Source organism: Nocardia sp. CC213A, assembly GCF_030766805.1.
Taxonomy (GTDB): Bacteria; Actinomycetota; Actinomycetes; order Mycobacteriales; family Mycobacteriaceae; genus Nocardia; species Nocardia otitidiscaviarum.
This window is the reverse complement of the sequence record NZ_JASFXA010000031.1, coordinates 36,480-61,716: the sequence shown is the minus strand read 5'-3', so window position 1 is coordinate 61,716 and position 25,237 is coordinate 36,480. Positions and strand designations below refer to the sequence as shown.

The following is a 25,237-nucleotide window of genomic DNA, read 5'->3' as shown; positions in this document are numbered from 1 at the left end:
GGGGGGGGGGGTGGGGGGTGGGGGGGGGGGGGGGGTGGGGGGGGGGGGGGGGGGGCGGGGCGGGGGGGGGGGGGGGGGGGGGGGGGGGGGGGAGGGGGTGGGGGGGGGGGGGGGGGGGGTGGGGGGGGGGGGGGGGGGGGGGGGGGGGGGGGGGGGGGGGGTGGGGGGGGGGGGGGGGGGGGGGGGGGGGGGGGGGGGGGGGTGGGGGGGGGGGGGGGGGGGGGGGGGGGGGGGGGAGGGGGGGGGGGGGGGGGGGGGGGAGGGGGGGGGGGGGGGGGGGGGGGGGGGGGCGGCGGGGGCGGGTGGGGCCACGGGTTCGGCGGGCGGGGGCGCGGGGGTGGTCGTCGTCGGGGTGGCCGAGGCGGTGGTCGTCGGCGCGGGGGTCACCGCCGGGGTGACCGGGACCGGGTCCGGGTCGGTGCCACGGTAGTCGGCGGTGGCGGTGTGTCCGGCGGTCCACCAGAAGGCCGCGCCCGCCGCCACGATCACCGGGGCGATGAGGGCCGCCAGCATGGCCGCGAGGCGGCGCAGGCGGCGGCGACGGGCCTGAACCAGCAGGGTGACAAGGGTTTCCACGGCGAGGGTGAACGCCACCGCGCTGACCACGGCGGCCAGCGCCCAGGCGGCGTCGGGCTGCCGCGACCACTGGGCCAGACCCGCGACCGCGCCCACGCCCACCAGACCGCCGGCGAGCACGCCGAGGAATCCCTTGGCCGCGTAGGGGTAGCTGCCGAGCGCGTCCTCCTCGCCGCCCTTGCGCCGCAACCACGCCAGGAAGATCAGCACGTGCCCGACCCCCGCGCCGACCGCCGCGGCCACCAGCAGCACCTGGGCGTCGTGCACCTCGCCCGCCTCGTGGCCGGTGGCCAGCAGCACGCCCCCGTATCCGGCCGCGAGCGCGGCCACCACCAGGGTCGCGAGTCCGGCGAGCGCTCCGGGCCGGGCGCTGATCCGCCGCGTCAGGTAGCCCTCGGGCAGCTGCCGCCGCAGCATCCGGTACACCACGAACCAGGCCACCGGAATCACCGCGAGCAATACCGGCAGCAGTCCCAGCAGTCCCGCCGGAGGCAGCCAGATCGACGCCAGCGCGGCCATTCCCGCGCACGCCCACACCCATTCGGCCAGCCGCAGCAGTCCCCGCCAGGTCAGGGCGGACAGCGTCTGCCGCGCGGGCAGATGGTCCGGCCGCGAGGCGAGCAGCCCACGCAGCACAGCCACGGGTCCCCCGCGCCACGCCTGCAAGCGCGCTTGCAGCACAAGCAGATCCGGGTGCAGCGAGTTCAGCGCCAGCCCGTCCTCGACGTGCTTCGCCGCCGCGATGCGATCGGAGAACTCGAGTTCCACCTCGGCCGCCGCGGCGTGGGTGTCGGCGGTCGGTGCGATCCGCAGCGCCCGCACCACCGCGGTCCGCGCCTCGGAGCGTTCGGCCTCACTCGGCCCGAACTTCCGCGCGATCACCCCCGCCACCGTGAGCAGCGCGTTCGCGCTCTCCGGCGCGAGCGAAACGGCAACCCGCGCATGCCGAATCGCCTCCTCCCATCGCGCCGACGCCTCGAACGCCAGTGCCGCCGTCAGATGCGGCTCCACTTGATCGGGGTCGGCCGCGATGGCCAGGCCGACCATCCGTAGCGCCTCGTCCACCCGATCCAGCCGATAGGCGATATCGGCCATCGAATTCAACAGTTCCGGATCGTGCGGTGCGTCCTGCAACGCGTCGCCGACAATCCGCCGAGCCTCTTCCAGCCGCCCGAGATCACTTGCGGCACGCGCTCTTTCCAGCACCTGCGAGGTGTCGTTCATCCCTCTCCCGATCAAAGCATTCCAGCCGCAGAGACTAGCCTGCCCGCGACCGGTGGGCAGCGGCACCCGGCCGACAACCGCCGACAGTCTCGCACGCGTACCGCCGGAAGGTAGCCGAACCGATTCCGGGTGTATCCGGCGAACCCGAAGGACCAGCGGGATTCGTCGGCGACTCGGCCCCGGGGCGCAGCAGGACACCGCGCCGGATTCCGTTCGCGGTGGGCTAGCCGACCAAGCGACGGACCGCCGCGGGCAGATCGCGGGTGCGCCGGTAGGGACCCGCCACCGCCGCGCCGAACGGGCGCGACAGCAGCGTGCGAGCGATGGCGGACACCTCGTCGGTGGTGACTTCGTCTATGCGGGCGAGGGTTTCGGAGACGCTGCGGTGATTGCCGTAGCTGAGTTCGCTGCGGCCGATGCGGTTCATGCGCGAGCCGGAATCCTCCAGGCCGAGCACCAGCCCGCCGCGCAGCGACCCCTTGGCGCGGGCGCATTCGGCGTCGGTGATGCCGTCCGCGGCCACCTCCTCGAGTACGCCGCGCGCCAAAGCCGCCACCTTGCCGAGGTTTTCGGGCTGGCAGCCCAGATACACCGAGAAGGCCCCGGTGTCGGCGAAGGTGTCCACGCTCGAGTACACCGAGTAGGCCAGTCCGCGCTCCTCCCGGATGCGCTGGAACAGCCGCGAACTCAGTCCGCCGCCGAGCACCGTGTTGAGCACCGACAGCGGCCAGCGCTTCTCACCCTCGTGGCGGCCGAAGGCGCGGGTGCCGAACACCAGATGCGCCTGTTCGCTGTCGCGGTACATGCGGTGCAGTTCGGGGACGCCGCGCGGCCGGAATCTGCCCTCGCGGCGCGGGGCCGGTTCCCGACCGGGCTCGAGCCGGTCGGCGAAGGCGCGGTGCACCAGTTCGACGGTGTGCTCGTGTTCGACATTGCCCGCCACCGCCACCACCATCCGGTCGGGCCGGTAGCGGCGCAGATGGAACGAATGCAGTTGGTGCGCCTGCATGGTTTCGATGGTCTCGATGGAGCCGATGACCGGACGACCCACCGGATGATCGCCGAACAACGCCGACAGGAAGGTGTCGCCCACGATGTCCTCGGGATCGTCGTCGCGCATGGCGATCTCCTCGAGCACCACCTGCCGCTCGACGGCCACGTCCTCGGCCCGGCACAGCCCCCGCAGCACCACATCGGAGACCAGATCCACCGCCAGCGGCAGATCCTCGTCGATGACGTGCGCGTAATAGCAGGTCTGCTCCTTGGCGGTGAACGCGTTGAGTTCGCCGCCGACGGCATCCATGGCCTGGGCGATATCGAGGGCCGAGCGCGAGGGCGTCGCCTTGAACAGCAGATGCTCGAGGAAGTGCGCCGCCCCGGCCACGGTGGGCCCCTCGTCGCGCGAGCCGACGCCGACCCACACGCCGACCGACGCCGACCGCACCCCGGGCACATGTTCGGTGACGACCCGGAGCCCGCCGGGCAGAACGGTCTTGCGCACACCGGTATCCGCCAGCGGCGCTTCGGTGGTGGAGAGCCGCAGCGAAGGGGCTTTGCTACCCGACAGTGGAGTGTCCTTCTTCCGAACCATGTTTCCCACACAGCATGTTGACCACACGATGGCATCCGAGGCAATGAAACCCGGCAATGAAAAAATCCGGTGGCCCCTCACCCGATTATCGGGGTGAGGGGCCACCGCGCGTTACGGACGCCCGCAGGTTACTCCGCGTCGGCCGGGGCCGCCGCCTCGGACTCCTCCTCGACCGGCACGAGGGAGATCTTGCCGCGGTTGTCGATATCGGCGATCTCCACCCGGATCTTGTCGCCGACGTTCACCACGTCCTCGACCTTCGCGACCCGCTTGCCGTTGCCCAGCTTGGAGATGTGCACCAGACCGTCGCGGCCCGGCAGCAGCGAGACGAACGCGCCGAAGGCGGTGGTCTTCACGACCGTGCCCAGGAAGCGCTCGCCGACCTTCGGCAGCTGCGGGTTGGCGATGGCGTTGATGGCGTCGATGGCGGCCTGCGCGGACGGGCCGTCGGTCGCGCCGACGAACACGGTGCCGTCGTCCTCGATGGAGATGTTCGCGCCGGTGTCCTCGGTGATCTGGTTGATGACCTTGCCCTTGGGTCCGATCACCTCGCCGATCTTGTCCACCGGGATCTTGATGGCGGTGACGCGCGGCGCGTAGGGGCTCATCTCGTCCGGGGTGGCGATGGCCTCGGCCATCACGTCCAGGATGGTGAGGCGAGCGTCCTTGGCCTGGTTCAGCGCACCGGCCAGCACCTGCGACGGGATGCCGTCCAGCTTGGTGTCCAGCTGCAGGGCGGTCACGAAGTCGGGAGTACCGGCGACCTTGAAGTCCATGTCGCCGAAGGCATCCTCGGCACCCAGGATGTCGGTGAGGGCCACGTAGCGGACCTCGTCCTCACCCTTGTCGTTCTTGACGGTGTCCGACACCAGGCCCATGGCGATACCGGCCACCGGAGCCTTCAGCGGCACACCGGCGTTCAGCAGCGACAGGGTCGAGGCGCACACCGAGCCCATGGAGGTGGAACCGTTGGAGCCCAGCGCCTCCGACACCTGGCGGATGGCGTAGGGGAAGTCCTCCTGCGAGGGCAGCACCGGCATGAGCGCCCGCTCGGCGAGCGCGCCGTGGCCGATCTCGCGCCGCTTGGGCGAACCCACGCGACCGGTCTCACCGGTGGAGAACGGCGGGAAGTTGTAGTGGTGCATGTAGCGCTTGGAGGTCTCCGGGCCGAGCGAGTCGACCTGCTGCGCCATCTTCACCATGTCGAGGGTGGTGACACCCATGATCTGGGTCTCGCCGCGCTCGAACAGCGCCGAACCGTGGGCGCGGGGCACCACGGCGACCTCGGCGGACAGGGCGCGGATATCGGCCAGGCCGCGACCGTCGATGCGGAAGCCGTCGGACAGGATGCGCTGGCGCACCAGCTTCTTGGTGACCGAGCGGAACGCCGCGCCGATCTCCTTCTCCCGGCCCTCGAAATCCTCGGCCAGGCTGGAGAGCACCTCGAGCTTGATCTCGTCGATCTTCTCCTCGCGCTCCTGCTTGCCCGCGATGGACAGCGCCTCGTTCAGCGGACGCTTGGCGGTGCCCTCCACGGCCTCGAAGACATCCGGCTGGTAGGGCAGGAAGAGCGGGAACTCCTCGGTCTCCTTGGCGGCCAGGGTGGCCAGATCCTGCTGCGCCTTGCACAGGCGGGCGATGAACGGCTTGGCGGCCTCGAGACCCTCGGCGACCACGGCCTCGGTGGGCGCCTGCGCGCCGCCCGCGACCAGCTCGATGACCTTCTCGGTGGCCTCGGCCTCGACCATCATGATGGCGACGTCACCGTCGACCACGCGACCGGCGACCACCATGTCGAAGACCGCGTCCTCGAGCTGCTCCACGGTCGGGAAGGCGACCCAGCGGCCGTCGATGAGCGCCACCCGCACGCCGCCGACCGGGCCGGAGAACGGCAGACCGGCGAGCTGGGTGGACGCCGACGCGGCATTGATGGCGACCACGTCGTACAGATCCTTGGGATCCAGCGACATGACGGTCACCACGACCTGGATCTCGTTGCGCAGGCCGTCGACGAAGGACGGGCGCAGCGGGCGGTCGATCAGGCGGCAGGTCAGGATGGCGTCGGTGGAGGGGCGACCCTCGCGGCGGAAGAACGAGCCGGGGATGCGGCCCGCGGCGTACATCCGCTCCTCGACGTCGACCGTCAGCGGGAAGAAGTCGAACTGGTCCTTGGGCTGCTTGCCCGCGGTGGTGGCCGACAGCAGCATGGTCTCGTCGTCCAGGTAGGCGACGACGGAGCCGGCGGCCTGCTTGGCCAGGCGGCCGGTCTCGAAGCGGATGGTGCGGGTTCCGAGGTCACCGTTGTCGATGAGCGCTACGGATTCGAAAACGCCGGGCTCGACCTCGGCGGCGGAACCGGTCGTCACAGTCTCTGTCATTGTTCTTCTCTCAACCTCTCGTCTCGCCGGACCCGCGTGCGCTAGGTCAGCGCGCGATCCGGCATCGTCAGCCGTACCCGGCGTGGACACGCCACAGCCCTCCTGGCGGCAGCGCGCACACCCGTGCCGATATCCCCTTGGATACAGCGACGCGGAGGCGGTCATCGATCGAAGCCCTCCGGGCCGCGCGAGTGCGGCGCACCGAAAAGCCACTACCGAAGACCGACGCCACGCGACGGGTGCATACGGCTGTGCGTTGGTCGTGCATGCACCGATGGCCGCATGCACGAATAGCCAACGAGGAGATTCTAAGCCTCCCCGTTGGCTGCTTCGTCAACAGGCTCCGGGAACCCGGAGTTGTGTCGCGATGATCAGCGACGCAGGCCGAGCCGCTCGATCAGGGCACGGTAGCGCTCGATGTCCTTGTCCTGCAGGTACTTCGAGAGACGCTTGCGACGACCGATGAGCGCCATCAGACCGTGGCGGGTGTGGTGGTCGTGCTTGTGCTTCTTGAGGTGCTCGGTGATGTCGGCGATCCGCTTCGACAGCAGCGCGATCTGCGCCTCCGGGGAACCGGTGTCCTTCTCGTGGACGCCGTACTCGGTGAGGATCGCCTTCTTCTGCTCGGTGGTCAGAGCCACAGAATTTCTCCTGTATTTTCCAGTCCGCGCTCGAAGTGCCAGGTGACCCTGGGTGGGTGCCGCCGCGGACCGCAGCAAACCCAGCGGACCAGAGTACATGAACCCTCAGGCGAGGATTTCGCGGGCCTGTTTCACGTCGCGGCCGATGGCCTCCACGAGTTCGTCGACGGAGTCGAACTTGCGCATCCCGCGCAGCTGTTCGACGAAGTCCACCGCCACGCGCTTGCCGTAGAGGTCGCCGTCGAAGTCCAGCACGTGCGGTTCCACGGTGCGGTTGCGGCCGTCGAAGGTGGGGTTGGTGCCCACCGAGACGGCGGCCATGCGGCGCACCGGGTCGCCGGAGTCCAGCACGGTGAACCAGCCCGCGTACACGCCGTCGGCGGGAACGGCGGCATGCAGGTGCGGGGCCACATTGGCGGTCGGGAAACCGAGCCCCTTGCCGCGCCCGTCGCCGCGCACCACGATGCCCTCCACCCGATGCGGACGGCCCAGCGCCTCCGCGGCGGCGGCCATGTCACCGGCAACCACGCAGGAGCGGATGTAGGTGGAGGAGAAGGTCACCGCGTGCTCGCCGAGCAGCTGCACCCCGTCGGTGTCGAAGCCGTAGCGGCCGCCCAGCTCGCGCATGGTGTCCACGGTGCCGGCGGCCTGCTTGCCGAAGGTGAAGTTGTCGCCCACCACCACCTCGGCCACGTGCAGCTTGTCCACGAGAAGCTCCTGCACGTAGCGCTCCGGGGTCAGCTTCATGAACTCCTGGGTGAACGGCATCACCACCATGACGTCGATGCCGAGTTCGGCCACCAGTTCGGCGCGGCGGTCCAGCGTGGTCAGCTGCGCGGGATGCGAACCCGGCCGCACCACCTCGAGCGGATGCGGGTCGAAGGTCATGAGCACCGCGGGAACGCCCCGTGCCGCAGCGGATTTCACCGCGCGGCTGATGAGCTGAGCGTGACCCCGGTGCACGCCGTCGAACACCCCGATCGTGAGCACGCACCGGCCCCACTCCGCGGGCATCTCATCGAGACTTCGCCATCTCTGCACAAGCGCAGCTTACGGAAAGCGCGTCACAGACAATATTCGGCCGTGGTGATGTTCACCGCCGGACCGACCCCCGCCACCCCCGCTTCACCTCCGCGCCGAGTGCGCGCCACCGACCGTCACCGCACCGTTCGCACTGCCGCGCACCGGCCCGACCAGCGGGCGCGCCGATGTGGGAAACCGGGCGAGGTATGCCTAAGCTCGGGGACGTGCCAGGAAAACGAGACATCGCCACGCGCCGCGAGCTGGCCGATCCGTCCGCATCCGCACCCCTCGGAGATGTCGCCACCGCCGCGGTGAGCTCGAGCACGAGTGTCGCACCGGTGCTGTCGTCGGTCGCGCAGGACTATCTGAAGGTGATCTGGACCGCGCAGGAGTGGTCGCAGGAGAAGGTGTCGACCAAGCTGTTGGCCGAGCGGATCGGGGTGTCGGCCTCGACGGTGTCGGAGGCCGTGCGCAAGCTCGCCGACCAGGGGCTGGTCGAGCACGCCCGCTACGGGGCCATCACGCTGACCGAGGAGGGCCGCCGGGCGGCCGTCGCCATGGTGCGGCGGCACCGGCTCATCGAGACCTTCCTGGTGCAGGAGCTCGGCTACGGATGGGACGAGGTGCACGACGAGGCGGAGGTGCTCGAGCACGCGGTCTCGGAAACCCTCATGGCGCGCATCGACGCCAAGCTGGGCCATCCGGACCGCGATCCGCACGGTGATCCGATTCCCTCGGTGGACGGCGCCGTGCCCACTCCCCCGGCCCGCCAGCTCTCCGATTTCCACGACGGCGAATCCGGGCGCGTCGCGCGAATCTCCGATTCGGACCCGGCCATGCTGCGCTACTTCGATTCGCTCGGCATCGCCCTGGACACCCCGATCGCGGTGGTGGAGCGGCGGGACTTCGCGGGCACCATCGCCATACGCGTGGACGACCGCACCATCGACCTGGGCGGTATCGCCGCCGAGGCCATCTGGCTGACGGCCTAGTCCCCCGGCGGGTTCAGACCAGTCGGTGCCCGCCGTCGACGTGCAGAACCGTACCGGTCACGAACGGGTTGCGCAGCAGCGAGAGGGGCCGGTGGTGAGGATGTCGGCTATCTCACGGACCAGCGGGTCGCGGGTGGCGGTGCGCCAGGCGGCGAGGTAGGTGATGCGCAGGGGGCCGGAACGCAGTGGCCGCCAGGCCAATCCGGGGGTTCCGGCGGTGCGGCCGGAGCCGAGGCCGATGGCGTCGGGGCGCAGCGGGAGCAGCGACAGCATCTGGGCGTGGCCGAGGGCGCTGTCGCTGAGCACCACGTCCGCGCCGCGCTCGCGCAGTTGGCGCAGCAGGTCGTCGTGTAGTTCGGGGGCGGAGGCGCGAGCGAACAGGATCAGTTCCAGGCCGGACAGGGCGGTGGGGTCGATGGCGTCGTGGGCGGTGAGGGGGTGGGCGGCGGACATGAGCACGCCGAGTTCCTCCTCGATGACGTGCGCCTGGGTGAGGTGCGGGGGCAGCGACGCCGGGCCGCGCAGCACCGCCAGATCCACCTCGTCCTGATCGACCAGGCGCACCTGTTCGGCGGAGGTCCCCGTGGTCAACGCCACTCGCAGGCCGGGTTTGTGGGCGCGCAGCAGCGCCTCCATGCGAGCCGACAGTCCGAACGGCGCACCGTTGACCACGCCGAGCCGGAAGGCCGCGTCCGCCCGCACGGCCGCGCGGGTGCGGCGCACCGCGCCCTCGGCCGCCGCCAGCACGTCGTGCGCCGAGGCCAACAGCACCTCCCCGGCGGCGGTGAGTTCGACCCCCTGCGGCCCGCGCACCAGCAGCAGCCCGCCGACCTCGCGCTCGATGGCCCGGATCTGCTGGCTCAGCGTCGGCGTCGAGATGAACAACCGCTCCGCCGCCCGCCGAAAATGCAACTCCTCCGCCACGGCGACGAAATACCGTAACTGCCGCAACTCCACCACACCCGAACCCTAGCCACCCCGTCACCGGAGGTGAACCGGCGACGAATCGGGCCGAGGCCACAAGCAGCGGGTCCGCGCGGTCGTGTGACGGATGCCACCCGCCGCTCAGCAGACGGGGAAGTACTCCTCGAGTCCGACCGGCACCCCGTCGGCCCGCGCCTGCGCCCGACACACGTCGTTGGGGAAGTACACGTAAGTGGTCCACGGCGCACCATCCACCCGGCGCACCATCCGCTGACTGTCGCCCGGGATATCCCAGGCGATGACCGCCCAGGACCGGTCACAGTACGCCACGCTGGGCGTGGCGGTGGTGAACGGCGGCCCCGCATCCAGATCGTGCACGATGGTCTGTGCGGCGCAGACCGGTTCGGGCGCCGGATCCTGGAATCGCAAGCTGCCGAACACGGTCTGGCCGTCGGACTCCACGAACAGCGTGTGCATACCCTCGGGCACCGGGTCGGTCCCGGGGGGTGGATTCATGCCGAACCGGTAGCAGCCCACCGGAACCGAGAAGGCGGCCTGCCCGTCGATTCCGGTGGTCGCGGTCCACCGCTCGGCCTCGGGTGTGCCCTCCGGCAGATCGTGGGCTAGTGGATCACAGGGCCGGAACAGCGCCAGTTCCACCGGAACATACGGAATCGCGGTGCCGGAGAGGCTGGCGGTCCGGATCACGACCGTGCCGCTGCCGCGCGGCGGCTCCGAGTCTTCGGGCGGCGTGACGGTGGTCCTCGGATCGGTCCGCGTCGCTGCGGGCGCGCTCGGATTCGTCACGCCCGGAACGACTGTCGGCCCGCCGGACGGCGGTGCTGTCACCGTCACCGTGGGGGCGGTGGTGCCGGGCGTTGGATCCGGTTCGGCGTTCTCACACGCCGTCACCGCCACCAACGCCCCGCCCAGCAGTACCGCCTGTAGGATTCGCCGCGTTCGCATAGTCGTAGACCTCCGGTCGCATCATCCCGACATCGGGGATATCGGCTCCGGACCGGCTGCGATTACCGCTGCTCATCCCCTAGTTCCTGGGGCATGACGGGAGCGGCCCCGTCCTGGATCAGTTCCCAGTCCCCCGGCAGCCCTTCCACTGTGACCGAGGTTCCCTCGGCCTCGATGGTCACCGTCGCCGCGCCGAGGCGCAGATCCGCCAGCCGTACCCGCCCGGCCCGCTCGGGCAGTCGCGGGGTGACGGTGAGGGTGCGACGCGGCACATTGGGTGTGAGCCCGAGGAAGGAGCGCATGAGCAGCAGCGGGGCGGCGCTGGCCCACGCCTGCGGGGAGCAGGAGGTGGGATACGGCACCGGAGAACGGAATTCGGAGCGTCCGAAGCCGCAGTACAGCTCCGGCGGCCGCGCGCCGAAGCTCATGACGGCCTCGGTGAGTCCGCCCGCCAGCCGCTCGGCCAACTCCCAGGCTCCGGGCAGGTGCCGGTAGCGCAGCAGTCCCGCGACGGCGATGGCGGTGTCGTGCGGCCACACCGAACCATTGTGGTAGCCCATGGGATTGAACCGCCGCATGGACGAGGACAGCGTGCGCAGCCCGAAACCAGTGTCCATATCGGCGTTTCCGAGATGTTCGATGAGCTGCGCGGCGCGTTCGTCGGGCACGATTCCGGTCCACAGACAGTGCGCCACATTGCTGCCGAGCGCGTCGACCTGACGTTTGCCGCCGTCGAGTGCCATGGCGTACCAACCGGATCGGGGCAGCCAGAACGCATCGTCGAACCGCTCGCGCAGTTTCTCGGCCTCGGCCCGCAGCCGCGTGGCCCGACGCTTCTCACCGAAGGCTTCGGCCAGTTCGGCGCGGCCGAGCTTGGCGGCGTAGGTGTAGGCCTGCACCTCGCACAGCGCGATGGGCGGTTCGGCGAGGTGTCCGTCGGCGAAACTGATCGAGTCCCAGCTGTCCTTCCAGCCCTGATTGGCCAGACCCCGATCGGTTTTGCGGCGGTACTCGACGAACCCGTCGCCGTCGCTGTCGCCGAAGCGGTCGATCCATTCCAGGGCGGCGTCGGCGGCGGGCAGCAGTTCGCGGATGGCGGACTCCTCCACGCCCCAGCGCCAGCATTCGGCGAGCAGCATGACGAACAGCGGGGTGGCGTCGGCGGTGCCGTAATACACGGTGCCGCCGAGCACCTGGTCACCACCGGGCCCGTGCCGCATTTCGTGCATGATGCGGCCGGGCTCCTCCTCGGTGACCGGATCCACCTGGGTGCCTTGCAGTTTCGCGAGCTGACGCAGGGTGCCCAACGCCAGGTCGGAGTCCAGCAGCAACGCCATCCAGGAGGTGAGCAGACTGTCGCGGCCGAACAGCGCCATGAACCACGGCGCGCCCGCCGCCACGTACGCGGTGCCGTCGGCCGGATCGTCCATGCGCAGCGCGCCGAGATCGCTCTCGGTGCGCTGCAGGACGGCGGTCAGGCCGACATCGCCGGTGGTGAGCCGGGTGGCGGTGGCTCGCCACTGGCGAATCTTGTTGGTGGGGCTGTCCTCGTCGTCCGCGGTGAGGTTCATCGGCACCGCGCGGTGTTCCAGGATCGGCTGGCACAGCACCACCGTCTGCCAGGTGCCGCGGCGGGGTACGACGATCCGCCAGCTCATGGTGCCGAGCTGGACGACCGGGTCCCCGGTCGCGGTCACCGTGAGGCCGCGACCGGAGTCCTTGCGGTCGGTGAGGTGCAGGGCGCTGTCGGAGATGTTGAGTTCACATCCGCCGCCGTCCACCCGGCCCGCCTTGACCGCGAACAGATCCGCGAAATCGGAGTCGGCGGTGAGCGTGATGGTCATGGCGGTGTCCTCGTCGCCGAGGTTGTGCACCACGATCTTCTCGCGCATGCCGTCACCGATCATCCGCTTGCGCAGTACCAGCACGGTGGCGTCGGCCACGCCGGGCCGCGGCTGTTTCCGCGCGACGAACCGTGCCCGGAACGCTTCCGGCATCATGACCGAAAGCTGTTCCGGGGCATGGCCGTCGAGCCGGAGCTCCCAGCGGGCCAGGACGCGGGCGTCCCGGTAGAACAGGCCCTGCGAAGTGCCCGCGTGGATATCGCCGAGTTGGTCCGACAAACAGAAGGTGCTCGCCTCGACCATGGTCACGATGCCGCCGTGACCATCGGCGATCGGGGGCTGACCGGCATTGAAGATACTCATTGCGGGCTGCGCACCGCCCCGCTGACCGCCGCCGTACCCAGCACGGTCGGGGTCGCCAACCGCTGCTCGGGTACCAGGATCGGCACGGCTTCGGCCTCGACCCGCCGCCCGGCCGCGACCCGCTCGGCCGCGCCCCGTGCGGCCACGGCACGGCGGTAGGCCGTCTCGTAGCCGGACGCGAGCCGGTCGGAGGCGAACAGCCGCTCCACCCGCTCCCGGCAGGCGTAGGGATCGATTTCGTCGGCCCGCGCGATGAATTCGGGCAGCTGCTCCGGATCGTCGCAGATGAAGCCGGTGACACCGTGTTCGATCACCTCGTCGACCGCGCCGCCGCGCAGCGCGATGACGGGGGTACCGCACACCATGGCCTCGATCATGACGATGCCGAAGGGCTCCTCCCAGCGGATCGGGAAGAGCAGGCAGCGCGCGCCCGCCAGCAGATGCCGCTTGGCGACCGCGTCCGCCTCACCGAAGACGTCGTCGCCGTCGGCGAGCAGTGGTCGGACGGCCTCCTCGAAGTACTTCTTCTCGGGCGGCTCGTTGCACTTGCCCGCCAGCACCAGGCGCAGTCCGGCCGCGTGTGCGGCATCGAGCGCCAGATGCGGTCCCTTGTACGGCGCGTACCGGCCGAGGAACAGCGCGTAATCCTGCTTCTCGGTGCGGAACGGCCATTCTTCCGGCCGAATCGCATTGTGTACGCGGGCAATCCAATTCAGATCCGGCACCAATTCGCGCTGCCGGTCGCTGATGGCGACCAACTGCACGTCCTGGTCAAAGGACCGATAGTACTCGTGCATGTCCGGGTCGACCGGACCGTGCACGGTGACCACCGTCGGAATACCGAGCGTGCGATACGCCGCGGCGTTCAGCGGACCGGCGAAAGTGTGATCGTGCACGATATCGACGGAGTCTTCTCCGTTCAATTCCATGATGACGCGTAAAGCCTTCATGGCATGCACGATCTCAGGATACGGCTCGCCGAGCCGATGCGCCTGAATTTCATTCCAAACCGGGATGAATCGGGCCTTGGTACCTGGTCGACCTGCACCGATGAGGGTCACTCGATGTCCACGATCCACGAGTTCATCGGCCAGTGTCGCCACTATCGCCTCTACGCCGCCATACCCTGCCGGTGGGATATCGAAATACGGCGGAGCCACCATGACGATATTCAACGGCCTGTCCGGGCCGGTGCCCGAACCGGGCGAAACCGCCCTAGCCGAACGTACGAAATCGAAAATGGTGGCGGGATAATCCTCGTCGGATTCCGGCTCCTCGAAACTCATTCCAAGCCTCCTCATTGAGGTGAATGACTCCGCGTAGCACATTCCACCAATGCGCGGAACTCAAACCTCTACGAGGTGGCGGGCCGGATTCAGAGGTTAGCCGGTCGCACGACCATGACCGAAGAGGCGCGTTTGCCGCTTTCCTGAAGCAGGGCGATGGCCCGACCGGAGGGGTCGATGGCGGCGTAAACACCTGAGAGACCGACCGGTTCGAGCCAGCGGCCATTGCGCAGATCCTCGGCCTGCCGTTCGTCGATCGCACGCACCGCGAACGCGGTCCGGGCAGCGGCATCGACATCCAGGCTGAGCAACGGCTCCTCCGCCTCGGCCGCCGCGGTCAACTCCGCCAGGGTGCGCGCGTGCTCGAGGGTGAACGGCCCCACGCGGGTGCGGCGTAGCGCGGTCAGATGCCCGCCCACGCCCAGCCGCGCGCCGAGATCGCGAGCCAGCGCCCGCACATAGGTGCCCGAGGAGCATTCGACCTCGACATCCAGGTCCACGAACCGCCCGTCCTCGCCGTCGACCTCCCGGCGCGCCAGGACATCGAACCGGCTGACGGTGACCGGACGCGCGGCCAACCGGACGTCCTCCCCCGCGCGGGCGCGGGCGTAGGCGCGTTCGCCATTGACCTTGATGGCGCTCACGGTGGCGGGCACCTGCTGGATGTCGCCGGTCAATGCCGCCACGCCGGAGGCGATGTCGGCATCGGTGAGATGTCCGGCGGCGGTGGTCGCGGTGACCTCACCCTCGGCGTCGTCGGTCACGGTGGACTGCCCGAGCCGGATGGTGGCGGTGTACGCCTTGGTGGTCAGGGTGAGCAGGCCCAGCATCTTGGTGGCCCGTTCCACGCCGAGCACCAGCACCCCGGTGGCCATGGGGTCGAGGGTGCCCGCGTGCCCAACCTTCTTGGTGCGCAGCAGCCGTCGGGCCTTGGCGACCACGTCGTGACTGGTCCAGCCGCCGTCCTTGTCCACGATCAGCAGGCCGCCGAGCGCGTCCACGACGGGAGTTCGCTTCTCGCCCATGCGGTCTCAGCCCTCCACGATCGCGGTCAGGATGAGGCCGTCGGCGATGAGCCAGCGGCCGTCGAACGAGGTCAGCGGCGAGCCGCCGTCGGTGGTGTGGCCGGGGACCAGCAGTTCGCTGCGGAAGGTGCCCGACCCGCCGCCGTCGGACTCCTCGTCCACGGTGAAGGTGATGTGCGCGTCCTCGAAGCCCAGCCAGCGCGCGGTGAGCGGATACCAGACCTTGTAGGTGGCCTCCTTGGCGCAGAACAGCAGCCGGTCCAGGTGCAGATCGGTGCCGGGCAGCGCGGCGGCCAACCAGGAGCGTTCCGCGGGCAGGCTGACCGAGTCCAGGACGCCGTCGGGCAGCGCGCCGTGCGGTTCGGCGTCGATGCCGACCGAGCGGAAACGCAGCCGGTGCGCCAGCGCCGCGGCGCGGTACCCGTCGCAGTGGGTGAGGCTGCCGACGACCCCGCGCGGCCAGACGGGCGCGCCCATCTCGCCCTTGCCGATGGCCACGGCGGGTTCGCCGAGTTCGGCCAGGGCTTGGCGGGCGCAGTGGCGCGCGCCGATGAAATCGCGGCGGCGCTTCTCCACCGCCTTGGCGATGAGATGCTCCTCGCCGGGATGCGCCTTCAGCTCCGGCGGGTACGCCAGCAGTTCGGCCGCGGCGACCCCGGTGGGCAGAATTCTGCCGATCAAACGCGCCGACCCCTCGGACGCGACTGCCCGCTGTTCGATGACCGCCTCCTGCTCGTGATTTGTGCCGTCACGAGCCTAGCCCGCCGCCCCGAGCGCGCGACCGGGCGATCCCGCCCCAGCCACGGACACCAATCGGTTGCTACGATGTTGCTGATTCATATCCGCACACAGTCCAGCACTTTCCGCGGCGCGTCCACGCGACCGCGGGGCAGGAGGGTGAGGTATGACCGTCGAGCCGTCGACCAGCCGGTCCACCGCGGAACCGGCCGAATTCATCGGACCGTCCCGCATCATGACCACATTGAGCGTCAATGGGCACGACTGCTACGCGGTGCTGGAGCCGCGCACCAGCCTGCTGGACGCGCTGCGCGAGCACCTCCAACTCACCGGCACCAAGAAGGGCTGCGATCAGGGCGGCTGCGGGGCGTGCACGGTGTGGATCGACAATCGCCGGGTGCTGGCCTGCCTCACCCTGGCCCTGGCGGCGGAGGGCCGCGAGATCACCACCATCGAGGGCGTCGCCGACGGCGAGAACCTGCATCCGGTGCAGCGGGCCTTCCTGGCGGCCGACGGATTCCAGTGCGGGTACTGCACTCCCGGGCAGATCATGTCGGCCATCAAATGCATCGAGGAGGGCCACGCCGAATCCGATACCGAGATCGCGGAGTGGATGAGCGGCAATATCTGCCGCTGCGCGGCCTACCAGAACATTCGCGACGCGGTGCGCGTCGGCCGCGACGCCATGCGCGGGGGTGCGCGGTGAAACCGATCGCCTATGCCCGCCCGCACAGCCTGGAGCAGGCGGTCACCACCGTCACCTCCCGGCCGAACACCGTATTCCTGGCGGGCGGAACGACTCTGGTGGACCTGCTGCGCACCGGGGCCATGGAACCGGACAATGTCGTCGACATCACCTGGCTGCCGCTCGGCGGCATCGAGCACACCGCCGAGGGCGGGCTGCGCGTCGGCGCACTCGCCAGATTGAGCGAGATCGCCGCGGATCCCGGTGTGGTGGAACGCTTCCCATTCCTGTCGGTGGCGCTCTGGAAGGGCGCGTCGGCACAGCTGCGGAATATGGCCACCCTGGGCGGCAACCTCATGCAGAAGGTGCGCTGCGCGTACTTCCGCGAACCCGGAACCGCCTGCAACAAGCGCGATCCGGGCTCGGGCTGCGCCGCCGTCGACGGCATCCACCGGGGGCACGCGGTACTCGGCACCAGTCCCCTGTGCTTCGCCACCCACCCCTCCGATGTGGCGATTCCGCTGGTCGCCCTGGACGCGACGGTGACGGTGTGGGGGCCGCGTGGGGAGCGGAGCATCGCCTTCGACGACTTCTTCCCGGAACCGGGTGAGACCCCGCACCTCGAACACCCCCTAGCCGACGACGAACTCATCACCCGCGTCGACGTGCCAGCCCTGCCCTTCGCGCGGAATTCGCACTACCTCAAGGTGCGCGACCGCGAATCCTACGAATTCGCCCTCGCCTCGGCGGCGGTGGCCATGAATGTGGCCGACGGGACCGTGGTGGATGTGCGCATCGGTCTCGGCGGGGTGGCGACGAAACCCTGGCGGGCACGGGTCGCCGAGGAGCTGCTCCTCGGCAAGCCCGCCACCACACCGAATTTCGCGCTGGCCGCGGCGGCGGAGCTCGAGGCGGCCGACGATACCCACCCGATGAATCGTTTCAAGATCGAACTCGGCGCGCGCACCCTGGTGCGAGCCTTGGAAACCGTTCGACCGCAGGTGCATCCATCGGGAGGCCGGTGATGACCGCCACCGTCCCCCGACGACTCGTCGGACAGGGGTTCGATCGCGTCGACGGTCGCGCCAAGGTGACCGGGGCCGCGCACTACACCGCCGAGATCCCGCTGCCCGGGGTGGCGCACGCGGTGATCGTCGGCGCCCGGATCGGCAGCGGCGCGGTGCGATCCATCGACACCCGCCGGGCCATGGCCGCGGGCGCGATCGCGGTGTTCACCCACGAGAACCTGCCCCGGGTGGCGGCGGTGCCGCCGGTCTTCCCCTCCGGATTCGGCGGCCCCGCACCCGGGCAGACCTTCTTCCCCATGCAGGACACCGTGATTCACTACTTCGGCCAGCCCATCGCGGTGGTCGTGGCCGACACCTTCGAGGCGGCGCAGCAGGCGGCCGACATGGTGGACGCCCACTACGACGAACGTCCGGCGCTGGTGCGCCTCGCCGACGGCCGCGATCGGCAGTACCAGCCGGACACGGTCTTCTGCGGGCTGGTGCCCGCCGTGCAGTCGCGCGGCGATGTCGCCGCGGCCGCCGCCGACGCCGCCCATACCGTCGACGCCACCTACCATTTCGCCGCCAACCACCACAATCCGATCGAATGCTCGGCGACGGCGGCGGTCTGGGACGGCGATACCGTCACGGTGTACGACGCCACCCAGGGGGTGAGCGCCACGCAGGCCACCATCGCCGCCTACCTCGGCATCTCACCGAGCAATGTGCGGGTGATCGCGCACTACGTGGGCGGCGGTTTCGGAGCCAAGGCCATGATGTGGCCGCATGTGACGCTCGCACCCATGATCGCGCGCGAACTGGGACGGCCGGTGAAACTGGTGCTCACCCGCGAGCAGATGTTCTACGGCACCGGTTTACGCGAGGAACAGGAGCAGCGGGTCACGCTGGTCTGCGACAACGAGGGCATGTTCACCGGGTTGCGGCACCACAAGCTGTCGGTCACCTCCCCGTTCGACGACTGGGCCGAATTGTCGCTGGGCGTGGCCGGGCAGGCGTACGGAATCCCGAACTGGGAGGGGCGCTACCGGCTGGTGCGCGGCAACACCATGACGCCCACCTTCATGCGCGGGCCCGGGGAGACCTCCGGCATGGTGGCCATGGAGTGCGCCATCGACGAGCTGGCCGACGCCATCGAGATCGATCCGGTGGAACTGCGGCTGCGCAATCACGCCGCGCTCGATCCGGAGAGCGGGCATCCGTGGTCCTCGGACGGCTACGCGGAATGCCTGCACCTGGCCGCCGAACGCTTCGGCTGGTCGGCGAGCGACCGCCGCGCCAGGATGCGCCGCGACGGCGACTGGCTCATCGGCTGGGGTGTGGCCACCGCCGGGTACCCGGTCTTCCTGCCCGGTCAGCCGCAGCGCGCGCACGCCCGCCTGCTCGCCGACGGCTCCCTGATCGTGCAGGCGGGCACCCAGGATTTCGGGACCGGGGTGGCGACCACCATGGCGCAGGTGGCGGGCGATGCGCTCGGCGTCCCCTGGGCACGGGTGCGGGTCGATATCGGCGATACCGACTATCCGAATATCGCGGCGGCCGTGGGCTCCATGGGCGCGGGCATGATCAGCGCGGCGGTGCACACCGCCTGCACCGAACTGCTGGCCCAGCTGATCGCGCTGGCCGTGGCGGATGCCGAGTCGGTCCTGCACGGACTGCCCGCGCACGCCATCGAGGGCGGCGGCGGCATGCTGCGCCTGAAGTCCGATCCCAGTGTGGCCGAGGCATATTCGGATCTGCTGTCCCGCAACCATCTCACCGATGTGGAGACCATCGGCACCTGGCATCCCCCGGCGCAGGACCTGCCCTACGGCCGGATGAGCTTCGGCGCGCAGTTCGCCGAGGTCGCCGTGGATGCGGATCTGGGCCTGGTGCGGGTGCGGCGCATGGTCGGCGCGTTCGCCCCCGGCCGCGTCCTCAATGCCAAGTTGGCCCGCAGTCAAGTGCTCGGCGGGATGAACTGGGGACTGTCGCAGGCCCTCATGGAGGCCAGCCTGCCCGATACCCGCGACGGTCGCTGGGCGAATTCCTCCCTGCTGGAGTACCTGCTGCCGGTCAACGCCGACGCCCCGGAGGTGGACATCTCCTTCGTCGAGGTCGCCGATTCCGTGGTGAATCCCCTGGGGGTCAAGGGGCTCGGCGAGCTCGGCATGGTCGGCGCGGCGGCGGCGATCGTCAATGCGGTGCGCCACGCCACCGGCCGAACCATCCGCGAGATCCCGCTCCGCATCGAACATCTGCTCGCCGAGCCGATGACGCCCTGACCTTCGTCCGCACGCCGCAGCGGCGTCGGTCCGACCAAATATCACATCACATCCGCTGGCACAAGAGCCGCCGGGGCGGAATCCGGCGGCCGGGAGCCGCCTGCGCGGAGGAACCGCCGAAGGCCCACGCTGACCAGACTCGGTGCCGTGAAATCGCGAATGAGATGGGCCGCCGGGCTGGCGGTCGTCGCTGTGGCGGGCGGGGTGCTGGTCACCCGGATCGTGGACGACGAAGGCGCCGACGTCGCCCGGGCGGATCCCGAGATCCCGCTGGTGTGCGAGGACAGGCGTCCGGCGGCGATCGACCCGGGCAGCTACGGCATGCAGCACGACGGGTCGTTCCTGCATCCGTCGCTGACCTACGTGAACGAGGAGGAGCAGCATCCGTTCCCGGGCGGCGGCGAGGATCTGTTCCCCGAGACCGGCGGCTATGACCCGAACACCTACCGCAGCGACAATGTGACCGTGGAAGCGCACTATCCGGGTGCGCGCTTCACCCCCGATCCCTTCCACTCCTGGCAGAACATCGTCGATTTCGACGGTCGGCGCTACATGTTCCAGTACGACCGCAGCGAGGCCCGCGTCTACGACATCACCGATGTCACCGATGTGCGGGTGGTCGAATCGCTGTCGCGCGACGATGTGGCGGGTGTCGACGGGAATGACGAGGCCGTCGCCGGAAAGGATTGGGCCGCCGGTGATTTCTGGGGCGCTTCCACCATCCAGTGGAGCGACCGGTACGACGGCTACATCATGGTGCAGAGCTTCGAGATGCGCCGCCAGGTGCCGTTCTGGATGGGCGACACCCCCGAGCACAGCAAGTACGCCGCGCCCGCCGGGGTGGCCGCCGCCCGGGCCGACACCCAACTCAAGGGGTTCAAGGTCTACAAGTTGAACGGCCCCCGGAAACGGGACTGGCAGCTGCTGGCGACGGTGAGCACCGACGAACACCAGCGGGATCCGCTCGCACCCGATCTCGGCGCACCGCAGCAGGGCTCCGGATCCCTCGACGTCCCGCAGTGGGACGGTGGGCGCTACATGTTCATCGCGACCGCGCCCAGCGACGACTGGTCGTTGCAGGAGTATCCGACGTACTTGTACGCCAACGGATTCCAGGCGTGGGATATGGCCGACCCCGCCCGCCCCCGACTGCTGGACACCTGGCATCGCGAGGGCACGGTGCGCGGTGAGGAGGACGCCTACCGGACCAATCCCCGCTGCGGCAACCGCACCTCGTGGATGGGTTCGCGCAATCCGCTCTACATTCCCACGCCGGTCGAGGAGGGCGGCAGGTACGGATTCGCGGCCCTGGGCGGTCTCGGCATGTCGATCCTCGACATCTCCGATCCGGCGAATCTGCGCGAGATCGGCCATCTCGACGTCCCGATGTCGGTCGCCGGAACCGAGGCCGACAATATCGACGTCTCGCAGTTCGAACGGACGGGCATGGTCTATCTGAGCGGATATCCGCTGTCCGAGGACTGCTACGAGCCCTACAAGGACATCTTCCAGGTGGATGCCCGCGATCCGGCGCATCCGCGCATCGTCGGGCGGCTGCCCCGCCCGACACCGCCGAAAGAGGCCGTGGTGACCGACTTCTGCCAGCGCGGCGGCAGCTTCGGTCCCAAGCGCAGCGGGTACTACACCTCCCCCGGCGACCCGAAGGACGGACTGCTCGTCTACGACTTCTACAACGCGGGAGCGCAGTTCTTCGACGTCTCCGATCCGCACCGCCCGCGCATCGCCGGATACTTCGCACCGCCCACCTTCGGTCCGGAGACCGAGGACTGGGCGCGGAGCAATCCGACGCACGGCGTGTACGTGGAGTACGACCGCAAGATCGTCTGGCTGCTGACCAATGACGGCATCTACGCGCTGTCGTCGCAGGACCTGTTGGGCGCACCGAATCTCGGCGCTCCGACCGAACCGTTCCGCGCCAGCGCCCGCTGAACCGACTCCGAGCCGCCGGGCGATACGCGACGACGGCGCGGATTCCTTTCGCGCACGGCCCGTTCCGAATCGTCGAACCGCACAGCGGACGATCGACCCCGCCACCGCCACCGCCACGGCATCGCACGCGGGCCGTACAACGATGCGGGCGGCCGCGTGGGGTCGGTTCACGCGGTCACGTGCGGGCCAGCGGCTTCCCTAGTGGCGCACACGGTCACACGCGGGGCCACAGCTCCCGAGTGACGCACACGGTCACACGCGGGGCCACAGCTCCCGAGTGACGCACACGGTCACACGCGGGCCACAGCTCCCGAGTGACGCACACGGTCACACGCGGGCCACGGCTTCCGAGTGGCTTCACGCGGTCGGACGCGGGGCGGCCGCGGCGGCGGCTTCCCGCGCGGCCCGGTGGCCCGATTCGGCCGCGCCGTCCATGTATCCGGCCCAGCGGGTGGCGGTTTCGGTGCCCGCCCAGTGCAGGGGGCCGACTGGCGCGCGCAGCGCCGGACCGAAGCGGGTGAGGGCGCCGGGCGGGGTGAAGGCCCCGTAGCAGCCGCGGCTGAATTCCTCTTCGGCCCAGTCGCGTTCGAGGTAGGCGATGGGGTCGCGGGCGCGCGGGCCGAAATAGCCGACCAGGTCGTCGATGACCCGGGCGCGGCGGTCGGCGAGGTCCAGGCGCGCCGCGGCGTCGGCGTGCCGTCCCTCCAGGAATCCGACCAGCACACCGGGTGCGCCGTCGCGCGGAGTGTTGTCGAAGACGGTGCCCAGCGGACGCCGGTCGCTGTTGGCCTGACCGCTGAAACCCGCTCGCCGCCAGAAGGGTTCGTCGTAGGCGACATTGACCTTGATCACCCGGCCCATCGGCATCCGCTGTACGAGTTGGTCGCGATCACCGGGCAGTCCCGGCGTAAAGCGGATGCGCGCCGCCAGTGGCGGCGGCACCGCCACCACCGCGCGCCGGGCCCGCACCGCGGTGCGGCCCGCGCGGACCCGGACCCCCGCGGCGTCCCATTCGATATCGCGCACCGGCGCGCCGAGGACGACCCGCTCCCCCAGTTCCGCGGCCAGCACCGTGGCGATGGTCTGCGAACCGCCGACGACACGGTCCTGCTGCGCCCCGCCCGCCGTGCTGATCAACGCGTCCACACCACCGGCCGCGCCGACGTAGAAGGCCGCCCACAGCGCCGACATGTCCTCGGGTTCGGCGGAGAACACCGCCTCGGTGATGATCCGGAAGAAGGACCTGCCGCCGGGGGTGCGGGCGGTGCGCCGCAGCCAGGTCGCGAAGGTCTGCCCGTCCAGCGTTTCGGCCTCCGCCGCGAGCCAGGGCTCCCCCGCCGCGACGCGACGCGCGATCCGGTCCAGCTGCCACTGCGCCTGTGCGACGTCGGCCAGCGCCAGCGGGTTCAACTTCGGGATACGGCCGGTGTACTCCGATCGGGCCGAACCGATTTCGGCGATGCTCCGCCCGGCGGTATGCGTCGGATAGGTGTCCAGACACAGTTCCTCGAGCAATGCCAGGATGCGATGTTGCCTCGGCCCGACCCACTGGCCGCCCACCTCGATGGGCGCTCCGCCGGGCAGTTCGCCGTTCAGCAGCCGGCCGCCGACCCGGTCGCGCGCCTCCAGCACCAGCACCTCGGCCCCGCCGCGTACCAGCTCGCGGGCGGCGACCAGTCCCGCGATCCCGGCCCCGACGACCACGACATCCACCGACTCATCCATGAGCGCCCGCCTTCATACAGCGTGTATCTGACATGCACACTGTATGTGATATCCATGGCGTATGGAATCCCTGCGGGAGAAGTACGCCGAGAACACCCGCCAGACGCTGATCGACACCGCCGCGCGGCTGTTCGCCGAACGCGAGTACGCGAACCTCTCGGCCGAGGAGCTAGTGCGCGCCGCGGGCCTCACCCGAGGGGCGCTCTACCACCACTTCGATGGCAAGCGCGGCCTGTTCGAGGCGGTGGTCGAACAGCTCGAAGCCCGAGCGGCGCAACGCATCCGACGTGCCACCGCCGCGGTGTCGGATTCCTTCGAGCGGATCGACCGCGGTGTCGCGGAATTCCTCGAGATCTGCGCGGAACCCGACTACCGGCATATCGTGCTGCAACAGGGCCCGATCGCCCTGGGCTGGCAGCGCTGGCGCGAACTCGACCAGCGGCATCTCGGCGGTCTGCTCCTGGAGGCGATCCGCGAACTGCTGACCGCCGGACTCATCCGGCCCTACCCCGCCGAGCTGATCGCGAGCGCCTTCTACGGCGCGCTCACCGAGCTGCCGCTGACCATCACCGAGACCGACGACCCCGGACACGCACGGGCGCTGAGCGCCAGGCTGGTGCACGAACTACTCGGCGGGCTGGCCGCGGACCGGTCGTAGCCCGAAATTCGGTTGTGCGGCGAACACCGTTGTGGCGTCATGGATCCCGATGAAGCAGCAACGTCCGGCCACCGCCCGATCCGTTTCCGACGGCCTCAAACTGCACCGGCACCAGGTGCGGTCGCCCGGTCACGTCCACACCGTGATCACCCCGCGGCCGGGCACCCACGCGAGATTCAGCACGAACAGGTTCCACGACACCTGGCATGTGCTCTCCGACGAGCACGGCGCGCGGCTGCTGGCCCGATTGCTGTGGGGACTGTCGTATCAGGCACGCCCGCGAACGGTCGTGCTCATCGACCGCCCGTTCCTGTGCCCGAACCCGTTCGACGCGGACCCCGCCGATCCCATCGTGCTGGTCCCCGGCTGGTGCACGCCCTTCGACGATCACACCGCCCGGCGGCTGAAAAGCCGCCTGCCGCTGTCGAATCCGGATGGCACCGTACGCTGGCACACCTTCGGCCTCGATCGCACGCTGGAGCCCGCCGCGCGCGACGCCTGGTGGGACCGCTATCGCCGGCGCAAGGACCGGGGCATCGTCAGCCGTCGCAGCGGCCTGCTCGTCCTGGCTCCGCGCACCCCCGATGAGGCCCGCGCGTGGGCGCTGCACGCCGCCGGGCTCGACACGGCGAACGGATACGGCAGCGATTACGCCTATCTCGGCCCCTGGGATCACGGGTACGACGGTGAGATCCAGATCTTCCGGCGGTTCCGCCCGATGGTGCACGTGGCCAACCAGGCCCGCGCCCAAGTCCTGTCACGCGCGAACGCGCCCACCGATCCCGAATCCCTCCGCGTCGCGGTCTGGCGGGAGGCCGAAAGCGTCCGGGGCGACGCTCATCTCAGAATCCGTGAGTGGCGGGATCGCGGTTACCACCTCGGCCGCGACGCCGCCGCGGTCCTGTCCCATGCCGACGTGACCACCCTCGACGAGCTCGCCGCCGTCGGCGCGGTCGAGGCCTATCGCCGCCTGCACGCCGCCCGGGTGCAGGGGCTGACCCTCGACATGCTGTGGGCGATGGAGGCCGCGCTCACATGTCGCGATCGGCGCGGCGTCTCCGCGACCCGGCGGCGCGAACTGCTCGCGGCCCTCGGCGAACTGCCCGCTCCCACGCCGGAACGCCGCTCCCCGCGCGCACCCCGACACGGTGCCCGACGAGTGCGCCTTCCGGCCACACGCTGATCCGAGGCGCGATCCACGACCGCGCCACAGGTCCGCTCATGCGGTGGCACGCGCAAGTTCGGACCTTTCGTCGGAGTCCCTTCGCATACCGACGCGGCGGCGGGCGAAGACATCGCGGTCGCACGACGATGGCCGGGATCGCGGCTCACCGAGGCGACCCTCGCCGCCGCCCGCGC

Annotated in this window: 19 protein-coding genes and 1 pseudogene; 8 read left to right on the top strand and 12 right to left on the bottom strand. The window is 70.1% G+C overall.

Annotated features, from left to right (window positions below; all coding sequences use genetic code 11):
• Positions 1–444: 444 nt before the first annotated feature.
• On the top strand, positions 445–1,629 hold the full coding sequence (locus QJS31_RS35420; RefSeq protein WP_306358840.1) for a hypothetical protein: 1,185 nt from the start codon (positions 445–447) through the stop codon (positions 1,627–1,629).
• A 15-nt stretch (positions 1,630–1,644) separates the two neighbouring features.
• Here QJS31_RS35420 and QJS31_RS37480 read toward each other — a convergent pair.
• The 5 genes and pseudogenes from QJS31_RS37480 to QJS31_RS35400 all read right to left on the bottom strand — a co-directional run.
• A pseudogene (locus QJS31_RS37480) lies at positions 1,645–1,800 on the bottom strand (tetratricopeptide repeat protein); the annotation flags it as partial.
• A gap of 223 nt (positions 1,801–2,023) precedes the next feature.
• Positions 2,024–3,391: a pitrilysin family protein gene (locus tag QJS31_RS35415; protein ID WP_282784632.1), complete on the bottom strand. Its 1,368-nt coding sequence runs from the start codon at positions 3,389–3,391 to the stop codon at positions 2,024–2,026.
• A 128-nt stretch (positions 3,392–3,519) separates the two neighbouring features.
• On the bottom strand, positions 3,520–5,769 hold the full coding sequence (locus tag QJS31_RS35410; protein WP_282784633.1) for a polyribonucleotide nucleotidyltransferase: 2,250 nt from the start codon (positions 5,767–5,769) through the stop codon (positions 3,520–3,522).
• Positions 5,770–6,140: 371 nt separating this feature from the next.
• The gene (rpsO, locus tag QJS31_RS35405; protein WP_282784635.1) at positions 6,141–6,410 is read right to left on the bottom strand and encodes a 30S ribosomal protein S15; all 270 of its coding nucleotides are present in this window, start codon (positions 6,408–6,410) and stop codon (positions 6,141–6,143) included.
• Between the two features lie 105 nt (positions 6,411–6,515).
• The gene (locus QJS31_RS35400; RefSeq protein WP_282784637.1) at positions 6,516–7,451 is read right to left on the bottom strand and encodes a bifunctional riboflavin kinase/FAD synthetase; all 936 of its coding nucleotides are present in this window, start codon (positions 7,449–7,451) and stop codon (positions 6,516–6,518) included.
• Positions 7,452–7,639: 188 nt separating this feature from the next.
• On the opposite strand from QJS31_RS35400, the gene QJS31_RS35395 reads away from it, so the two are divergent.
• Positions 7,640–8,425, top strand: a complete 786-nt coding sequence (locus QJS31_RS35395; protein ID WP_282784639.1) for a metal-dependent transcriptional regulator — start codon at positions 7,640–7,642, stop codon at positions 8,423–8,425.
• A gap of 57 nt (positions 8,426–8,482) precedes the next feature.
• Here the strand turns inward: QJS31_RS35395 and QJS31_RS35390 are convergent, their stop codons facing one another.
• The 6 genes from QJS31_RS35390 to npt all read right to left on the bottom strand — a co-directional run bounded on the left by QJS31_RS35390 (position 8,483) and on the right by npt (position 15,514).
• Positions 8,483–9,385, bottom strand: a complete 903-nt coding sequence (locus tag QJS31_RS35390; RefSeq protein ID WP_306358839.1) for a LysR substrate-binding domain-containing protein — start codon at positions 9,383–9,385, stop codon at positions 8,483–8,485.
• A 105-nt stretch (positions 9,386–9,490) separates the two neighbouring features.
• Positions 9,491–10,315: a hypothetical protein gene (locus QJS31_RS35385; protein WP_282784964.1), complete on the bottom strand. Its 825-nt coding sequence runs from the start codon at positions 10,313–10,315 to the stop codon at positions 9,491–9,493.
• 62 nt (positions 10,316–10,377) lie between these two features.
• Positions 10,378–12,522 carry a glycogen debranching N-terminal domain-containing protein gene (locus QJS31_RS35380; RefSeq protein WP_282784962.1) on the bottom strand — a complete coding sequence of 715 codons (2,145 nt, stop codon included), beginning with the start codon at positions 12,520–12,522 and terminating at the stop codon, positions 10,378–10,380.
• A complete protein-coding gene (locus QJS31_RS35375; RefSeq protein ID WP_372341770.1) occupies positions 12,519–13,808 on the bottom strand; it encodes a glycosyltransferase family 4 protein in 1,290 nt (429 codons plus the stop codon). The genes QJS31_RS35380 and QJS31_RS35375 overlap by 4 nt, the downstream gene beginning before the upstream one ends.
• 89 nt (positions 13,809–13,897) lie before the next feature.
• On the bottom strand, positions 13,898–14,833 hold the full coding sequence (gene truB, locus QJS31_RS35370) for a tRNA pseudouridine(55) synthase TruB (RefSeq protein ID WP_282784960.1): 936 nt from the start codon (positions 14,831–14,833) through the stop codon (positions 13,898–13,900).
• 6 nt (positions 14,834–14,839) lie between these two features.
• Positions 14,840–15,514: a 4'-phosphopantetheinyl transferase Npt gene (npt, locus tag QJS31_RS35365; protein ID WP_282784958.1), complete on the bottom strand. Its 675-nt coding sequence runs from the start codon at positions 15,512–15,514 to the stop codon at positions 14,840–14,842.
• A gap of 223 nt (positions 15,515–15,737) precedes the next feature.
• Between npt and QJS31_RS35360 the strand changes: the two genes are divergently transcribed.
• The 4 genes from QJS31_RS35360 to QJS31_RS35345 all read left to right on the top strand — a co-directional run bounded on the left by QJS31_RS35360 (position 15,738) and on the right by QJS31_RS35345 (position 21,495).
• Entirely contained in the window at positions 15,738–16,277 is a 540-nt protein-coding gene (locus QJS31_RS35360; protein WP_372341771.1) for a (2Fe-2S)-binding protein, read from the top strand.
• Positions 16,274–17,281, top strand: coding sequence for a xanthine dehydrogenase family protein subunit M (locus QJS31_RS35355; protein ID WP_282784956.1), 1,008 nt, complete (start codon positions 16,274–16,276; stop codon positions 17,279–17,281). The genes QJS31_RS35360 and QJS31_RS35355 overlap by 4 nt, the downstream gene beginning before the upstream one ends.
• Entirely contained in the window at positions 17,281–19,545 is a 2,265-nt protein-coding gene (locus QJS31_RS35350) for a xanthine dehydrogenase family protein molybdopterin-binding subunit (RefSeq protein WP_306358838.1), read from the top strand. The genes QJS31_RS35355 and QJS31_RS35350 overlap by 1 nt, the downstream gene beginning before the upstream one ends.
• A 147-nt stretch (positions 19,546–19,692) precedes the next feature.
• A complete protein-coding gene (locus QJS31_RS35345; protein ID WP_282785941.1) occupies positions 19,693–21,495 on the top strand; it encodes a hypothetical protein in 1,803 nt (600 codons plus the stop codon).
• 357 nt (positions 21,496–21,852) lie between these two features.
• Here QJS31_RS35345 and QJS31_RS35340 read toward each other — a convergent pair whose 3' ends face one another.
• A complete protein-coding gene (locus QJS31_RS35340) occupies positions 21,853–23,220 on the bottom strand; it encodes an FAD-dependent oxidoreductase (RefSeq protein ID WP_306358837.1) in 1,368 nt (455 codons plus the stop codon).
• Between the two features lie 61 nt (positions 23,221–23,281).
• Here QJS31_RS35340 and QJS31_RS35335 point away from each other — a divergent pair, with 61 nt between their 5' ends.
• Both QJS31_RS35335 and QJS31_RS35330 read left to right on the top strand, forming a co-directional pair.
• The gene (locus QJS31_RS35335) at positions 23,282–23,878 is read left to right on the top strand and encodes a TetR/AcrR family transcriptional regulator (protein ID WP_282784313.1); all 597 of its coding nucleotides are present in this window, start codon (positions 23,282–23,284) and stop codon (positions 23,876–23,878) included.
• 49 nt (positions 23,879–23,927) lie between these two features.
• A complete protein-coding gene (locus tag QJS31_RS35330) occupies positions 23,928–25,061 on the top strand; it encodes a TfoX/Sxy family DNA transformation protein (protein WP_306358836.1) in 1,134 nt (377 codons plus the stop codon).
• Positions 25,062–25,237: the final 176 nt, after the last annotated feature.

Excerpts from the sequence above, each read along its gene's own strand:
- QJS31_RS35415 (WP_282784632.1), bottom strand. The coding sequence starts at position 3,391 with ATGGTTCGGAAGAAGGACACTCCACTGTCGGGTAGCAAAGCCCCTTCG.
- QJS31_RS35410 (WP_282784633.1), bottom strand. The coding sequence starts at position 5,769 with ATGACAGAGACTGTGACGACCGGTTCCGCCGCCGAGGTCGAGCCCGGC.
- QJS31_RS35395 (WP_282784639.1), top strand. The coding sequence starts at position 7,640 with ATGCCTAAGCTCGGGGACGTGCCAGGAAAACGAGACATCGCCACGCGC.
- QJS31_RS35385 (WP_282784964.1), bottom strand. The coding sequence starts at position 10,315 with ATGCGAACGCGGCGAATCCTACAGGCGGTACTGCTGGGCGGGGCGTTG.
- QJS31_RS35380 (WP_282784962.1), bottom strand. The coding sequence starts at position 12,522 with ATGAGTATCTTCAATGCCGGTCAGCCCCCGATCGCCGATGGTCACGGC.
- QJS31_RS35375 (WP_372341770.1), bottom strand. The coding sequence starts at position 13,808 with ATGAGTTTCGAGGAGCCGGAATCCGACGAGGATTATCCCGCCACCATT.
- truB (WP_282784960.1), bottom strand. The coding sequence starts at position 14,833 with ATGGGCGAGAAGCGAACTCCCGTCGTGGACGCGCTCGGCGGCCTGCTG.
- QJS31_RS35360 (WP_372341771.1), top strand. The coding sequence starts at position 15,738 with ATGACCGTCGAGCCGTCGACCAGCCGGTCCACCGCGGAACCGGCCGAA.
- QJS31_RS35350 (WP_306358838.1), top strand. The coding sequence starts at position 17,281 with ATGACCGCCACCGTCCCCCGACGACTCGTCGGACAGGGGTTCGATCGC.
- QJS31_RS35340 (WP_306358837.1), bottom strand. The coding sequence starts at position 23,220 with ATGGATGAGTCGGTGGATGTCGTGGTCGTCGGGGCCGGGATCGCGGGA.
- QJS31_RS35335 (WP_282784313.1), top strand. The coding sequence starts at position 23,282 with ATGGAATCCCTGCGGGAGAAGTACGCCGAGAACACCCGCCAGACGCTG.
- QJS31_RS35330 (WP_306358836.1), top strand. The coding sequence starts at position 23,928 with ATGAAGCAGCAACGTCCGGCCACCGCCCGATCCGTTTCCGACGGCCTC.